The sequence below is a fragment of the Cognaticolwellia beringensis genome (assembly GCF_002076895.1).
Taxonomy (GTDB): domain Bacteria; phylum Pseudomonadota; class Gammaproteobacteria; order Enterobacterales; family Alteromonadaceae; genus Cognaticolwellia; species Cognaticolwellia beringensis.
Genome location: NZ_CP020465.1, coordinates 1399362 through 1414932, shown reverse-complemented (window position 1 = coordinate 1414932; position 15571 = coordinate 1399362). Strand labels below are relative to the sequence as shown.

The 15571-nt window shown below is 37.1% G+C and carries 12 protein-coding genes; 5 read left to right on the top strand and 7 right to left on the bottom strand.

What is annotated here, in order from left to right:
- Positions 1-192: 192 nt before the first annotated feature.
- The 3 genes from B5D82_RS05945 to B5D82_RS20000 form a co-directional block, all read right to left on the bottom strand.
- Positions 193-2778: a glycoside hydrolase family 31 protein gene (locus tag B5D82_RS05945; protein WP_157673848.1), complete on the bottom strand. Its 2586-nt coding sequence runs from the start codon at positions 2776-2778 to the stop codon at positions 193-195.
- Positions 2775-4730, bottom strand: coding sequence for an alpha-amylase family glycosyl hydrolase (locus B5D82_RS05940; RefSeq protein WP_081149946.1), 1956 nt, complete (start codon positions 4728-4730; stop codon positions 2775-2777). Before B5D82_RS05940 ends, B5D82_RS05945 begins: the two co-directional genes overlap by 4 nt.
- 268 nt (positions 4731-4998) lie before the next feature.
- Complete coding sequence (locus tag B5D82_RS20000) at positions 4999-5148, bottom strand: hypothetical protein (RefSeq protein ID WP_172820625.1); 150 nt, start codon at positions 5146-5148, stop codon at positions 4999-5001.
- Positions 5149-5443: 295 nt separating this feature from the next.
- Between B5D82_RS20000 and B5D82_RS05935 the strand changes: the two genes are divergently transcribed.
- A complete protein-coding gene (locus tag B5D82_RS05935) occupies positions 5444-5959 on the top strand; it encodes an NUDIX hydrolase (RefSeq protein ID WP_081149944.1) in 516 nt (171 codons plus the stop codon).
- A 153-nt stretch (positions 5960-6112) separates the two neighbouring features.
- On the opposite strand, the gene B5D82_RS05930 is transcribed toward B5D82_RS05935, so the two are convergent.
- The 4 genes from B5D82_RS05930 to B5D82_RS05915 all read right to left on the bottom strand — a co-directional run bounded on the left by B5D82_RS05930 (position 6113) and on the right by B5D82_RS05915 (position 11036).
- A complete protein-coding gene (locus B5D82_RS05930) occupies positions 6113-8104 on the bottom strand; it encodes a methyl-accepting chemotaxis protein (protein ID WP_245807564.1) in 1992 nt (663 codons plus the stop codon).
- 654 nt (positions 8105-8758) lie between these two features.
- Entirely contained in the window at positions 8759-9310 is a 552-nt protein-coding gene (locus tag B5D82_RS05925; protein WP_081149943.1) for a GNAT family N-acetyltransferase, read from the bottom strand.
- A gap of 152 nt (positions 9311-9462) precedes the next feature.
- A complete protein-coding gene (gene efpL / locus B5D82_RS05920; protein WP_081149941.1) occupies positions 9463-10035 on the bottom strand; it encodes an elongation factor P-like protein EfpL in 573 nt (190 codons plus the stop codon).
- Between the two features lie 83 nt (positions 10036-10118).
- A complete protein-coding gene (locus B5D82_RS05915) occupies positions 10119-11036 on the bottom strand; it encodes a M14 family metallopeptidase (RefSeq protein WP_081149940.1) in 918 nt (305 codons plus the stop codon).
- Positions 11037-11383: 347 nt separating this feature from the next.
- On the opposite strand from B5D82_RS05915, the gene B5D82_RS05910 reads away from it, so the two are divergent.
- The 4 genes from B5D82_RS05910 (at position 11384) to B5D82_RS05895 (ending at position 15567) form a co-directional block, all read left to right on the top strand.
- The gene (locus B5D82_RS05910; RefSeq protein ID WP_425429879.1) at positions 11384-11998 is read left to right on the top strand and encodes a uracil-DNA glycosylase family protein; all 615 of its coding nucleotides are present in this window, start codon (positions 11384-11386) and stop codon (positions 11996-11998) included.
- A gap of 140 nt (positions 11999-12138) precedes the next feature.
- The gene (locus B5D82_RS05905; RefSeq protein WP_081149938.1) at positions 12139-13329 is read left to right on the top strand and encodes a paraquat-inducible protein A; all 1191 of its coding nucleotides are present in this window, start codon (positions 12139-12141) and stop codon (positions 13327-13329) included.
- Complete coding sequence (pqiB, locus tag B5D82_RS05900) at positions 13322-14977, top strand: intermembrane transport protein PqiB (RefSeq protein WP_094122855.1); 1656 nt, start codon at positions 13322-13324, stop codon at positions 14975-14977. Before B5D82_RS05905 ends, pqiB begins: the two co-directional genes overlap by 8 nt.
- On the top strand, positions 14977-15567 hold the full coding sequence (locus tag B5D82_RS05895) for a PqiC family protein (RefSeq protein ID WP_081149935.1): 591 nt from the start codon (positions 14977-14979) through the stop codon (positions 15565-15567). Before pqiB ends, B5D82_RS05895 begins: the two co-directional genes overlap by 1 nt.
- Positions 15568-15571: the final 4 nt, after the last annotated feature.

Below are 15571 nucleotides of genomic sequence, written 5' to 3'. Positions count from 1 at the left end.
CCGCTTATTGTATTTTGGTTTAAGTGGTTAAAAAATTGTGTAACCTTCAAGGAGAGCTCGATATTACATAAAAAAGCAGTAACATTTCAATACAAATCAACAGTATATATTTGTATTAAAAAGCAGCCGATACATCGAAAAAATTAGCAGTAAACTATGAGCACTAAACAAAGTTAATGCTCATGAACTCATTTAATTTATAGTTATATTCACCGTCTTATTCCACTCAGCTTTAATTTGCAGTTGCTTAGTATGGCTATCATACCAAGCAGCAATAGCGTGATCAGTGAACTGCTGTTGATTCGCTACTAGTTTTATCGCCTTATTGTTAACTTTTATCTTCACAGGAGTACTTTCAAAATTATGGATCATTACACTCAATTTACGTGATGCAGGCATTCCTGAAAAGTCGCCCGCTTGTTGCAAGTTAAACGACAAGTTATTGCCTTGTTGTTCGGCATTAAAGGTCAGTGTTTCATAATCACCGTTAGCGAGCGAATTAGGATCTTTACCGTCATCGTTATACATCATTGCAGAAGATGATTTTACCGATGCGTCAGCGTAGTAATGTAAGATTAAATTTTTAGTGTTGTAGTCTTTAGTTGATTGCACCGCTTCAACCATAGGAATAAAAGCGCCACCTCGTACTAAAACCGGCGTTTGATCTAGCGGTGCAGCTATAGTCACTTTTTGGTTGCCTGAATAACGTTTATCATTCCAAAAGTTAAACCAAACACCTGTTGGCAAGTTCACCTCGACACTACGGGCACCTTGTTCAGTAACGGGCGTTACCAGTAAGGCATTGCCATAAAAGTAATTGTCCTTTTCATCAATAAGACTTAGCTTTGTTTCATCTTCAAAAAACATCGGACGCATGATCGGCATACCTGTTAAGCCATTTTCAATGCTTAACGAGTAAATGTAAGGCATCAACTGATAACGTAACTTAACGTATTCACGCAAAATATCTTTAGTTTCAGTGTCATGAAATATCGGCTCTGGCTTGGCATTTTCTTGAGCGTGTGGGCGATAAACGGGCTGAAAAACACCGTATTGTAACCAACGGATATAAAGTTCTTTATCTATCGGGCCATCGCCAGCAAAGCCACCTAAATCTGAATGGATATAACTTAAACCGAGCACGCTCATTTGAAGTGCTAATTCTACTTGTGGTTTAAAACCACCCCAACTGCGACTGACATCACCTGTCCATGGCACCATGCCGTAACGTTGTGAACCAATGAAACCTGAACGCATTAAGATAAATGGCCGTGTTTCAGGTTGAAATTTCTGTAACCTTTTAAAAACCATTTCAGCCCATTTATGACCATAAGCATTATGCACTTCATCACCGGTAATTTTACCTCCAGCAAAGTTATGCAATCCATTCGCAGGATGCACTTCAGGTTCGCCTAAGTCACCCCACCATCCTGCAACACCTTGCTCGGCGAGGTTTTGATAATATTGCCAAAACCAGTCTTGACTGTTTTCATCAAAAACATCGACTAAACCCGTATTGCCGAAATAGAAGTCAAACTTTTCAGGTTGCCCCTGGGCGTTTTTCATTAAGGCGCTATTTTCAACCGCACTTTGCCATTGACTTGAAGAAGTTAAAATAAAGGGCTCCGTGATCATAATGGTATTAACACCTTTGGCTTTAAAGTCTTTGATCATATCAACTGGCGTTGGAAATGCCTTTTTGTCCCAATTTAAATTGCCCATATGGCCTTTTATATCAGGACCGAACCAATATAAATCAAACACAATAGCGTCAAGCGGAAAGTCTTCATCATGATATTTTTGTACCACAGCACGCGCTTCTTGCTCGCTATGGTAGCCAAAACGGCTGGCAATATTACCTAAACTCCAACGTGGAGGTAATGGTTGTTTACCGGTAACATCAACTAAGTTTTCAATTAATTTGGGATAACTATCACCGGCAATAATAAGGTAAGACGTGCGACCGCCAATGGCACTAAACTGCAATATATCGGCTTCGTCATGGCCAATATCAAGTTCTCCGTTCGCCGAATTATCAAAGACAATAATATATTTGTTACTCGACATAATAGCCGACAAACCATAGTACATTTGGTTTGAGTGAGCCTCGTATCCGTAATGAGCACGGTTGTATAGTGGCATTTTGTGACCACGACGATCCATGCCTAACACCCGTTGACCACCACCTAAAATTTTCTCTTGAGGTTGTAATTTAAAACGAAACCCTAAAGTAAATTCAATCGGAGGCGCTGCATTTAAGTCTGCTACTTCAATAACTTCGTTGTCAACGGCAAGTGTATTTTCGTCAGTTTTTACAGTGACTTTTGGCATTACAGCTTGAGGTTTCTGAGTAAAAAGCCCAAGCTCTTCAGCGGCGATATACTCGCCATTGGGTTTGGTATAACGAATACTAAAAGGTGATTTATTGATGATGGCCACCAAGGTTTTACTGCTCAAGGTTAACGCTTTCGCAGAATCTACAACCGTTAAGTTTCTGTTATCTTTCTTGTTTAAAGTGCTCGCGTTGTCGATAGCAAATGACGGCAATTGCTTAAAGCCAAACGGTTGATAATGCACTTCGAACGCAGATTGATTGAGCGCATTAATTTCAACTTTGCCATCGCTAGTAGTGACTTCTAAGGTGCTACCTGATAATTGATAAGCAATATAATCACGAGTAAAGCCTTGCCAGCTAATAGATATTAATATCAAAGTAATAAGATATATAACGGTAGATATCATCACGGTTTTAGATTCAAATAAAGATTTTTTCATCATGACTTAGCTGCCTGCAGTTGATAAACAAAAGAGCTTAATGGCAACATAGTCACGTTAACCGTGGCGGTTTTATCAGCGTGAACCGTTAGGATATTTGAACTGCCATAAAGTAAATCTACTAGCGGGTATTCACCCGCAGGTAATTGCCATTGATTCACTAAATTGCTCGGTATTTGCAAATTATATTGATAGCTATTTTCACTATCGAAGTTGCTAACAACAACTAACCTTTCATGTGCTTGCCAACGAACAAATGCAAATTGCAGATGATTATAAGTACTTAACGCTTTACGGTTATTTTCATGTAAGCTTTGGTAACTCCCTAACATTGCGCTATTTTGCGCTGAAATGGTCATCAAGCGTTGATAAAAGTCACGCAAGTTTTTCTCTTTATCAGACAACAGGCCACCATCGAACTTACCGCCATTCATCCAACGTTGATGCGCAGGTACGCCAGCATAATCAAAAATAGTGGTACGCGTTGGGTCGCCAAAGCCTGTTTCTTCACTGCCATCTTCACCAACTTCTTGGCCAAAATAAATCATGGTGGGTGAACGGCTAATTAGCGCGGAAACCACCATGGCAGGCTTTGCTTTTTCGGCGCTGCCGGCAAAGTCAGGACTGGCAATACGCTGCTCATCATGATTTTCTAAAAAATGTAATAAGTGTTGTTCAATATCACTGTAACGCTGCGCAATATTAGCTAAATCAGCGGTATTGCCGTGACCTTGCATAATATCTTTCAGGCGATCATAAAAATCGACTTTGTCATACAAGTAATCCATTTTTCCTAGCTGAATATAGTTTCTATATTGTTTGGGGTTGTAAACTTCTGCCAATATAAAAGCATCTTTATTGGTCATTTTTATGGCTGAGTTTAAATAACTCCAAAACTCAACGGGTACCATTTCAGCCATATCGTAGCGAAAGCCATCTACGCCTTTATCCAGCCAAAATTGTGTAATATCACGAAATTTCATCCAAGAATTAGGCACTTTTTTATGACGCCAAAATTCACTATGCGCTTGATAACTTTTAAAACGGTATGCTTCAGGTAACCTTGCGAAGGTATAACTGCCGTCAGGCTTAACACCATAGTTCACTTTTACGGTTTCATACCAGTCGTTAATGCTAGGTTGCGCCGCTTGTGAACCATTGCCAGTCCACTTTGCAGGTGACTCGTTAAATATCCCATCAGCTAACGGATGTTTTTCACCACCTAATGGAGCATAACCATCATTAGATTTAGGTACTTTAAAGTCTTCACCCACAACATAATAAAAGTCATTATCCGCTGAGAATTCAACCGTTTTGTCATCGTCAGCGCCAAAGTCACGTACCCCCTCAGGTTTACCTAACGATTGATAGTCGCGTGCAATATGATTTGGCACAATATCAATAATCACTTTCATGCCTTGTTGATGCGTTCTGGCAATTAAGGCTTCAAATTCTTCTAAGCGCTTAGCTGGGTTATCGGCTAAGTCTGGATTAACACTGTAGTAATCTTTAACAGAATAAGGCGAGCCTGCGCGACCTTTTACTACATCTGGGTCGTCATTATTAATACCGAATTTTGTATAGTCACCAATCAAGGCATGGTGTGGAACGCCTGTGTACCAAATATGACTAACACCTAACTCTTTAATGCCCAGTAATGCCGTATTAGTAAAGTCACTAAATTTACCCACACCGTTTTCATCTATCGTTCCCCAAGGTTTATTTGTCGTATTTTTATTACCAAATAACCGAGTGAACACTTGATAAACAACAGGCTTACCTTGTTCAGTATGTTCATTACTAGTTGCAACTTCCGGTACGTTACTTAAATCATTTAAGTTCATCGACTCTCCATCTTCAATTGTACAACCGGGTAAAAAACTGGCTAAGATTAAACTTGAAGCCACAATTTTTAGTCTACCGAAATGGGTAATATTTGATACACAACGACGCATTTTATAACCTTAAATATTAATGCTGCCCATTAAATTCAATCTCAGAAATAAGGCAACAACAAAGACAATATTTCGAGAGTACACATTAAATTGCATTCTGACCAACTGCATACGAATTCATAAAAAATTTAATTTTTTTCTCCGTCATTAATTTGTAAAAACGAATATTGAAACGGCTCACTTTTAAAAAGTGTATTTATCTGATCAAATTTTAGGTAAAAAAAAGGCCAGTATGAAATTCATACTGGCCTTTTCAGAATAATATTTTCTATTCGTAAGAGCGTTCTAACCAAGCAATTTGCATTCTAAGATCTTCAATTTCTGCATTAGCGTCAGTTAATTGCTGATCAATAGTTTTTAACATGCCATTAGCGTTTTCGCTAGGTTCTATTACATTCACTGTTTCTTCGTGAGCCATAATGCTCTCCTGATTAACGTTACCACCCCTGTATTATTACATACTAACTTTCATTTTACACGGTGAAATTCAAAATAAATTACAGAACGAAACATAAAAACACTAAAACATAACTTAAACGAAACCAATTAATCAAAAATTGAAACAAATATATCCAGAGACCTCTACAAAAGCACACTTATTAAAAGCTTTTATAGCTACTTCCATTTGTGTTTTATAAACACTAATCAACTTTCTATTGAATTAGCTAATAACCATCCCCATAAATGAACAACATTAATAAATAAAATTATCTATGCGTCTATTAAAATCAACACAAGTATCCGATTTACATCCAAATATTAATCACCAATTTACACGTAAAGCAACGCGCGCCATTGTATTAAAAGGTGAGAATATCCTCCTGCTTTATACCAAGCGATATCACGATTACAGCTTACCTGGAGGCGGTATTGACGATGGCGAAGATAATATTACTGGCTTAATACGTGAATTACGCGAAGAAACCGGTGCGCAAAACGTCACCAACGTGCAAGCATTTGGCTGTTATGAGGAGTATCGTAATTGGTATAAAGCAGATTTTGATGTAATGCATATGCTTTCTTATTGTTATACCTGCGAAATTGATCAGGAGCTACTAGCACCAGAATTTGAAGCCCATGAATTACGAAATGGTATGCAAGCACTTTGGATGAATATTCACGAGGCCATCAATCATAATGAATATGTGATAAAAAACAGTGAGAAAAAAGGCTTGTCGATTGAACGTGAAACATTCTTGTTAAAACGTATCGTTGCTGAATTAATTTAAAGTAATGTCTTTATTATTTAATGACGTATTTACAGTATCTTTGACACCTTTGTGCCAATAATTAACCGAAATACCGAAGATTTATCACTTAAAATAAAACCAGTATAAATGGTTAAAATATACTGGCTTATCACTTAGTACTAATATTACGTGTTAATTACTGACTTTAAAGCGACCCACTAAATTTGTTAAGTCTTTTGATACCACGAGTAAATCATTCGATCCATCGGCCAGTGTATCAGCGGTATCAACAATGCCTTTTGCCGATTGATTAATCCCACTAATATTGTCATTAATCAAGTCTGATGAACTGCGTTGTTGATCAGCGGCGTGAGTAATACGTGAAATATTTTCCTTCACTTGTCCAACCAAAGAACTGATTTCGTTAAATGATTGGTTCGCTTGTTCAATCTTTTCAATAGTCTGTGTCGATTGTTTGACATTCACGCCCATTTGTTGAGAAACAACACGTGTTTTATCCAGCAAGTTCATCAATACCGTATCAATTTCTTCGGTAGCGCTTCGCGAGCGTTGCGCTAATGTTCTTACTTCATCTGCGACTACAGCAAAACCTCGCCCTTGTTCACCAGCTCTTGCCGCTTCAATAGCCGCATTAAGTGCTAACAGGTTAGTTTGCTCAGCTATGCTCCTAATAACATCTAATATTTTTGTAATATTTTCGCTTTCCATTTCAAGTGACTTCATCGATTGAGATGATTCACTTAACGATTGATTTAATGAACTCACTTCACTTACCGTGACAGAAATTAATGCAGTTCCCTTTTTTGAATACTCTTCAGTTTTCATTATAGTCGTAGAACTTTCTTGGCAATCACTTGAAGTTTGATGCGCTATATCTGTCATGGTTGCAATAAGATTATTCACATTATCTATAGATTGTTCTTGTTGATGGCTGACAGCTTTTACATCAGCGATTTGTAAGCCTGATTCATTAGCCGCCACATTTAATGTCGATGCACAGGCTTTAATATCCACAACAAGCTGATGAATTGAATCTAAGAATTGATTAAACCATTGAGCTAACTCACTTACTTCATCTTGACCAATAATGTCTAGTCGCTTAGTTAAATTTCCCTCACCTTGCGCAATATCACGTAAACCTTCGGCGACACGATTTATCGGTTGAACAATACGATTGGCTAACCAAAACCCTATAGCAATAAATAATGTCACCATGATTAAGGCAATCACGGTAATGGTCATACTCATACTATATGCAGGCGCTAAAATTTCATCACTATGAATAACACCAACAAAACGCCACTTTAATTCTTTGGAATAATAACTTGCAACATTAACACTTTCACCTAAATGCTCGGTAGAAAAATGCTGTTGATTAGGTGCTTTTTGTAATATAGAAAATAATGGCGATGAAAGATCTTTAAGATTTTTGAAGTTATTCTCTGGTGTTTTTGCATCAGCTAATACCGTACCTGAATCATCAATTAGAATGAGGTAACCGCTTTCACCTAGTTTTGTATTACTCAATATATCCGTTAAGGTTGAAAGGGTAACATCTAGGCCTTGTACACCGACGATATCGCCTTGCTTATTTTTAACCACTAAAGCAGAAGTTACTACGGGTTTTCCTATGACATCCTGATATGCTTCGGTAATAATTGGAGCATTAGGAGAAGCTAGTGCTTGTTTATACCAAGGACGTTCTCTTGGATCATAACCTCCAAGCTCTTCTAATGGATATTGAACAAAACCACCGTCTTTGGTGCCTGTGTATACATAGAGTAAATCAGGGTGGGATGTACCAAAGTCTTCATAAAGCTTATATAAATCTAATTCTTCGACAGAGTCATTTTTCGGCACCATCATATGATCAGCGCCAATATAGGTATGAGTATTATCAGGAAGTTGAGCTGTTAGCGTATTTTCAGCTAAAAATTTTACATTAGCTTTTATTTGTTGAAAAAACAGTTGAAAGCCGTTGTCTACTTGTCTTAACTCATCTTGAGTGCGTTCGACAAAGCTTGTTGAAGATTTAGAGATCGTCATTGATATGCTGACAATCGCAATAGCAATAATAGGCACAATAACTGTAGCTGCAAAACTTAACGTTAGTTTAGAGCGAATATTCATAGCAAATCGTTTAATGGTCGTAAATGTAGCCATAATATAACTGAGTGTAGCGCTGAGACCAAGACCCTTTTTCTAGCGCTTTATATTTCAATGAGTATCAAAATAAACTTAGCTGACAAAGTAAGTTTAATCACCTATAACTCTTTACAAAATCGATGTTTATGCTGCCTTTTGGTTTGAGGACTTGAAATTTAAAATTATAACGCCTCCTTTGATGCGACTATTATTTAATATCCTCCATAAACCTAAACACACTCAATTAATTTTCAACATAATCAGCACCTATGCCATTAAATGTTTCAAGCAATACCACCCGAATTTACATCTTATTATTCAGAGCAATAACAGGAGCAGTTGCAGCGTCAATCACTTGCTAAATATCAAAACCTTTACTTAGAGTTTACTAACAGTGACTATAACGGAAAGATAAGTTGGCTATTTCACTACAAGAATAATGTCCGCCAACAGTTTGGTCGCTTAACATGGCGTTATCGATACTAAATTTAATCCGAAGTATTGCTCACGACATATTCGGGCGCTTTTCCAAGAATATAAACCTGTATCAAAAGGGGCTTCTATATGCCAAGAGGTGACAGTCGCAAACGTTCGAATTAAAGGTCAACAGGATCGCAATAGATAATTCATCCCCTTGAGCGTATTGCTTTTGGCAGAGACATAAATTATTTATCAGAGCTTTATTACTTTAGGCCGATATAGGAAACCAAGAACTCCCCCGAAAAGATTTTTATACATTGCCTCTATCTCTTCTTTACTGATAAATCCACCGAGTATAAGCATCTCAAGCCGCTCTTCTGGCTCTTTAACAATATACCCTGAAGAACTGAAGCCATTCTTTTCATAAAACGCCTTTCGCTTCAACCGCTGCGGGTAGTTTTCTGACTGTTCTTCAAGCTCTTCAATATTAAGTACAATTCTGTGATCAGAATATATCTCTTTCATTGCATCGACTACTTTGCTGCCATAACCCGTTGAACGCTGAGATGCAGATATTGCAAAAAAATGGACAAAAATAATATCTTTATACTCAGTTATATAGATTAAACCTATCCAAGTATCATTTTCATAAAGCACGCTAAAACCTATTTTTCCATTTCTCATCATGTATTTAAGGATCCATGATGGTACACGTCTAACTGTCGTGAATGCTTCCTTATAAAGTTCTATAACATTTGAATAGTTAACGTCATATTTGCTAAGCGGACTAAATTTTATGCTCATATCTATTACTCATAACCGTTATTTCGTGAATATTTAAAGGGTCACCTAAAAATTAAAAAACCAGTTAACGAATTAACTGGTTTTTTAATATATTACTTAGCCAACATCACCAGAAGCATACTTAGGTGATGCCGAAATTTAACCGCAAAGCGTTATTTATCAGCTCGGCCCATAAATTTACGCTCTTCTGTATTGATTTTAATTTTATCGCCGATTGAAATATGCTCAGGCACTTGCACCGTTAAGCCCGTTGATAAAATAGCTGGCTTAGTTCGAGCAGTAGCCGAACCCCCTTTAATTGAAGGGTCTGTTTCAGTGATCACTAATTCAACACTTGACGGTAAATCAATAGCAACCGGTACACCGTCAACAATAATCACTTGTAAACCTTGAGTCTCTTCATTAATGAATAATATTTCATCCGCGACTGAAGATTCATTCAAATTATATGGCGTGTAATCTTCGTTATCCATAAAGACATATTCTTCACCGTCAATATAAGAAAACATTGCTGGACGACGTGTTAAGTCAGCAAAATTGAGCATATCGTCAGCTTTAAACGTTTCATCAACTTTACCGCCAGTCACTACATCATACATACGCATTCTGTATAAACTACCGCCGGCTCGACCTTGCGGTACTGAACGTTCAATATCTCTAATAATCATTACTTTACCGTTATATTCTATCGCGGCATTCTTTTTTATATCACTAGCTTTTGGCATGAAAAACCATCCTAAATTAATTTATCAAAGAAAAATAACATGAATTACTTATTATGCAAGGTAATATCTCTTAAATCCCTTGGTTAAAGCGTTATTAAATAGTTTAATGCTCCAGTAATAACAGCTACTTGAGCAAGAATACAAGTTTCATCATCGGCGCTTGGGCTATCTGGGTAAACTTCAGTAGTTGTAACATATGGTGCTTCAGTCAAGCCCATACATAAACCTAATTCACGAGCAGCATAGTTAATCACACCAACTTGGGCTAAAGGCACGCCGATCAATTTATCGTCATTATCAGCAGGAGCAATATGAGTGATTTTTTCTACTGAAGCAATAATCGCTTTTTGAAACAAGGCTTGGGGTTTAGCGCTATCACCTACCAAATAAAAACCGTCAGGTATATTCCAGCTTTTCTGTTCAATAGCATCTCTGGCGGCAAGTGCTGGTCTAAACTCACTATTATCGGAATCGGTGGTCTCATGTAGATCAATATGCGCCATGAACTCAAGACCCAATGTTTTCATAAACTGCATAACAGCTAATGATTCTTGTGCTGGACTATTTTCATAAAATGAGCGATTAGGATCGATACTTAGCGGGTTCCAACGGTTAATTGTTTCATAACCCCACGGACTAATACAGGGTAAAACCACAAAGTTGAACGCTTCTTGAAATGGCTGAGCAGCTGTTTGTAGAAACCGAATAGCGCCCTGAACACCACTTGTTTCATAACCGTGTACGCCACCAGTAATTAAAATAGTGGGCTTATCTTCTAACCAATTTAAGGATTTTAAAGCATATAATGGATAGTTTTCGGCGTCGTAGAGCAAGCTGCCATACTGTTCAATAATAAAATGCTCATTTAAACTATCTAATTTAGTGACAACTTCGTCAAAGTAACTACGTTTTTTTTGTTGTTGTTGAAACCATATTTCCTTATCACCATCAGTCCATTTTTTACCTAACTCACCAATAGGGTATGCTGCTTCTGTATTCATATAGTTACCTAATAAGTTTTATTACTACGTTTTTCACGGTTATAAATTATATTATACCAAATTCATTAATTAGTTGGTCTACTTTATACCCTGAAAAATAGCCAAATATAAAGCATTTATGTTAACAACTCGTTGTTCAAGACAAAGGACCGCTGTATTACCGAGTAAGCAGCATAATTGCCTGACAACAATCATGATCAAATAGTGAGTGAAATTGGCATAATACGACACTAGTCAAAAATAAAAGCGATATTATTGACTAGTATCGTTTTCACTGAAGGGAGTGATTGCTATATTTAAACTTATTATCTAGATATAAAAATACCAACAACGCAAGGTTCACTCCAGTGTCTGATTTGTTTATCCGATTAATTGATGATATTCATCAATGCACCCTTTGTCAGGATTTTTTACCTCTAGGGGTAAATCCAGTATTACAAATATCGCCATCGGCTAAAGTTCTTATTGCGGGCCAAGCACCGGGACTTAAAGCACATCAATCAAGCATACCTTTTGATGATAAAAGCGGCGAACGACTTAGGCAGTGGTTAGGTGTTGATTCTGCGCTTTTTTACAATGCTGATATTTTTGCCATTTTGCCCATGGCATTTTGTTATCCTGGAAAAGCAAAATCAGGAGACTTAGCCCCACGATCTGAATGCGCACTAAAATGGCGTGATAAATTACTCCAACAATTACCTCAACTAGAGTTAATTGTTGCCATTGGCAGTTATGCTCAACATTGGCACCTGCCCGATAATAATGAGCAAACATTAACAGCAACGGTAAAAAATTGGCAAAAATATTATCGTAGTACTTGCCCTGCAATTATGCCTATACCGCACCCTAGTCCACGAAATAATATTTGGTTAAAGAAAAACCCTTGGTTTGAAGACAAGGTAGTGCCTGAATTACAAGCTCATATTAAAGCGCTTATAAAAGTACTTAATACTAATAAATAAAGCTAAAGAGATAAAAAGCTTGAATACTGGTCAATATTACCCGTAATACTATCTTTTAGTTAAAATAATTTAGTTTGATGTGTCTATTTTATGCTAATTTAAACTATGACAAAGTATTTAAAATGAGGACGGCATTTATAATGCCAGAAAACTTGCAAACCACGGAAATATATACCGTTGAAGTTCAGTGCTACGAATGTGCATTGACTGTAAACTTACCCATATTAAAAGAAAGTCAAAAAGCACAATGCCCCCGTTGCGGCTATACCTTAAGTGCAATTCATCGTAATGCTAATGAAAGAATTGTCGCTTTCGCCATTACTGCATTAATATTTTTAATCGCGTCATTACCTTTTAAATTTTTGTCTTTTAGTGCAAATGGTTTAGAAAATCATTTTGACGCCATCACAAGTTTTTTTGTGTTAATCGACAATAATTACCAACTTTTAGCACTGATTGAATTTCTTACTATTTTTGCCATCCCCACCGTTGTTTTATTATCAGTTATTTATTTACTTATCCCGATGAATAAAGGTTTATACCCCAAGCACGGCCGAAAAGTATTAGCGATGGTTTTTAAATTATTACCTTGGAGCATGGTAGAAATATTTCTAATCGGCGCCTTGGTTAGTTTAATTAAAATTATTTCAATGGCAGAAATAGAACTAGGGTTATCATTTTATGCTTTTATTTTATTTGCGCTTTCAATGACAATAGTGATTTTGCATATTGATAAACGTGAGCTTTACCAATTATTAGCTAAAGTTGAAAAAGCACATAAAATAGAAATACAACAAAGTCAGTCTAAAGTCGCTCAAGAAAACCCAATAACCCATGCACTGAGTGTGCAAAAGACATGGGCGCTACTTATTACCGCGGTAATATTATACATACCAGCAAATACACTCCCGATCATGACAACACACTTTTTAGGTCAAAACGATCCTAGCACCATTATTGGAGGGGTTATTTTACTCTGGAAAGGAGGCTCTTACCCTATTGCTGCGATTGTATTTTTTGCCAGTGTTGTTATACCCGTAGCTAAAATATTAGTGCTGGCTTGGTTAAATTATAGTGTTCAAAAACAAAGTCATAGATTAAGCTTACAAAGAGTTAAATTGTATCGGATGGCTGAATTCGTTGGTCGCTGGTCAATGATCGATGTTTTTGTGGTTATTATTCTAGCGAGTTTAATTCAACTTGGACCGACTATGAGCATTACACCCGGTGCTGCTACATTAGCATTTTCAGGCTTAGTTATTGTCACCATGCTGGCGGCCATGAGTTTTGAACCTCAATTGATTTGGAATGATAGAAAAAAATATGAATGATACACACACACCAGACGCGAAAATAAAGCCAATTAAAACCGTATCTACAATCTGGTTTATTCCTGTTATCGCGGTCTTAATTGGCTGCTGGATGATTTATTATCAATGGAGCAATGAAGGCTCAACGATTACCATCAATTTCCCGACCGCAGAGGGCATGGAAGCAGGAAAAACTAAAATTAAGTCACGTAATGTAGATATCGGTGAAGTGATCAAAATTGAGCTCAATAAAAATGGTAATGGCGTAATTGTAAAAGCACAAATAAAAAAATCAGCAGAACAATTCTTAGTTACCGACAGTATGTTTTGGGTAGTTTCACCACAAATATCACATGCCGGAATTTCGGGACTAAGTACTTTAATTTCAGGTGTTTACATTGAAATATCACCAGGAAAAAGTGAAAGCGAGCGTCATTTATTTGATGCTTTAGACTCACCTCCGCTAACACCAGCGGGCACCCCTGGTCTACACATCACCCTGAATAGCAACGACCAATTTGCTTACAAGAAAGGTGACCCTATTATCTATAAAGGCTTAACCGTCGGACAATTTGAAGATATCTATTTCAATTTTGAAGAGCGTGTTGTTTATTACAATGTCTTTATTAAATCACCTTATCATCAGCTTATTACCAGTAATACCAAGTTTTGGGATGTTAGTGGTCTGCAGTTCGATTTAAATGCCGATGGTATTTCAGTTAAAACGGGGAATTTTGAGACTATGTTAACCAATGGGGTAACATTCGGTATACCTAAAGGTATGGCTATTGGTGAGAAAATTGGCGAACGCTCATATTATGATATTTACGCAAGTTATGAGGAAGCTGACGATGAACGATATCGCCGCTCAATCGAGTTTGTAATACTGGTTAATGACTCTATTAGAGGCCTGTCAGTTGGCGCTCCAGTCGAGTATAAAGGAGTACAAATAGGTAAAGTACTGTCAACAAATTTAATCCGCTCGCGTCAGCAAGCACAGTTAATAGAAGAAGATTTTAAAATTCCTGTGCTCATCAGCTTACAGCCTGGTCGAGTTGGACTGCCTGATAATGAGGTAGGCGAAAATTTGATGATTGAGCAAAACGTTTATTGGATTGAAAATGGCTTAAAAGCGGTACTTCGAACAGGTAATATCTTAACCGGTAGCCTATTCGTTGATCTACAGCATAATAAAGGCCAACCGATCAATGAAATTGCAAAATATGGTGACTATTCTATCATACCAACCAATGGCGATGAATTTTCACAAATCACAGCAAAAGCTGAACAATTTATAGATAACTTAAACAATATCCCGCTCAAGAGTATGAGTAAAAATGCCAATCAATTAATGCTCGAAATCACTCAAACAGCACATGAAATTCAAAAGGTAGGCCAAAGTATTGATAAATTACTCGGTCAAGTTGAGCAACAAAAAATCAGCAGCGAACTGAGTAAAACCTTGCAAGGCATTACCACATTAGCTAAAGACTTATCATCTGGCTCTCAAGGGTATGAAGAACTGCGCAGCACATTACATACCCTAACGGCGACAATGAACGAATTAAAGCCTCTACTTAATCAGCTAAAGCACAAACCTAATAGCTTAATATTTAATAGTGGTGAAGGTTCTGAGCCAATACCAACAAAAATAAATGGATCACAATAATGAAACCGATATTAATAGCCTCTATTGTGTCAATTATACTGCTCACTGCTTGTAGTGCTAATACTCCACAAAAAACACAATATTATTTACTTAATAGTCCAACGAGCACTAGCACTGCCCCTATTCATAATAAAAACAATCAAAACATAGCCATTACACTAATAGAACTACCTGATTATTTAAAGCAACCAAGTTTAGTTTTACAGCTTTCCAGTCATCAACTGCACTACTCGCACTTTCATATGTGGGCTGAGCCTCTACAGAGCAGTTTTCTAGAAGCTTTATCGCAAGATTTAAATGATATAAATAGTCGCGTAAATTATATTAGCACCGAAGCTTCAAACCATGAAACATCAACCGATGTCGTATTCGTTAAAGTAAGTGCATTTCATGCTACTCACCAATCTCAAGCCATACTTACCGGAACTTTTTGGCTGCAAGATAAAGACTTTAAAGGCGAAATAGCTGAGCATAACTTTAATCTAACAGTAGCGCTAAACCAAGATGGCTATGAGCACGCCGTAGAGCAGATGCGAAAAAGCGTTGGTCAATTAGCTAAAAAAATAGCAAATACCCTCGCAGTTGAGTAAACAT

Bases quoted from the DNA above. Each gene is read 5' to 3' on its own strand.
- B5D82_RS05930 (WP_245807564.1), bottom strand. From the start codon at position 8,104: ATGGCTACATTTACGACCATTAAACGATTTGCTATGAATATTCGCTCT.
- B5D82_RS05945 (WP_157673848.1), bottom strand. From the start codon at position 2,778: ATGATGAAAAAATCTTTATTTGAATCTAAAACCGTGATGATATCTACC.
- B5D82_RS05895 (WP_081149935.1), top strand. From the start codon at position 14,977: ATGAAACCGATATTAATAGCCTCTATTGTGTCAATTATACTGCTCACT.
- B5D82_RS05940 (WP_081149946.1), bottom strand. From the start codon at position 4,730: ATGCGTCGTTGTGTATCAAATATTACCCATTTCGGTAGACTAAAAATT.
- B5D82_RS05905 (WP_081149938.1), top strand. From the start codon at position 12,139: ATGCCAGAAAACTTGCAAACCACGGAAATATATACCGTTGAAGTTCAG.
- pqiB (WP_094122855.1), top strand. From the start codon at position 13,322: ATGAATGATACACACACACCAGACGCGAAAATAAAGCCAATTAAAACC.
- B5D82_RS05935 (WP_081149944.1), top strand. From the start codon at position 5,444: ATGCGTCTATTAAAATCAACACAAGTATCCGATTTACATCCAAATATT.
- B5D82_RS05925 (WP_081149943.1), bottom strand. From the start codon at position 9,310: ATGAGCATAAAATTTAGTCCGCTTAGCAAATATGACGTTAACTATTCA.
- B5D82_RS20000 (WP_172820625.1), bottom strand. From the start codon at position 5,148: ATGGCTCACGAAGAAACAGTGAATGTAATAGAACCTAGCGAAAACGCT.
- B5D82_RS05915 (WP_081149940.1), bottom strand. From the start codon at position 11,036: ATGAATACAGAAGCAGCATACCCTATTGGTGAGTTAGGTAAAAAATGG.
- efpL (WP_081149941.1), bottom strand. From the start codon at position 10,035: ATGCCAAAAGCTAGTGATATAAAAAAGAATGCCGCGATAGAATATAAC.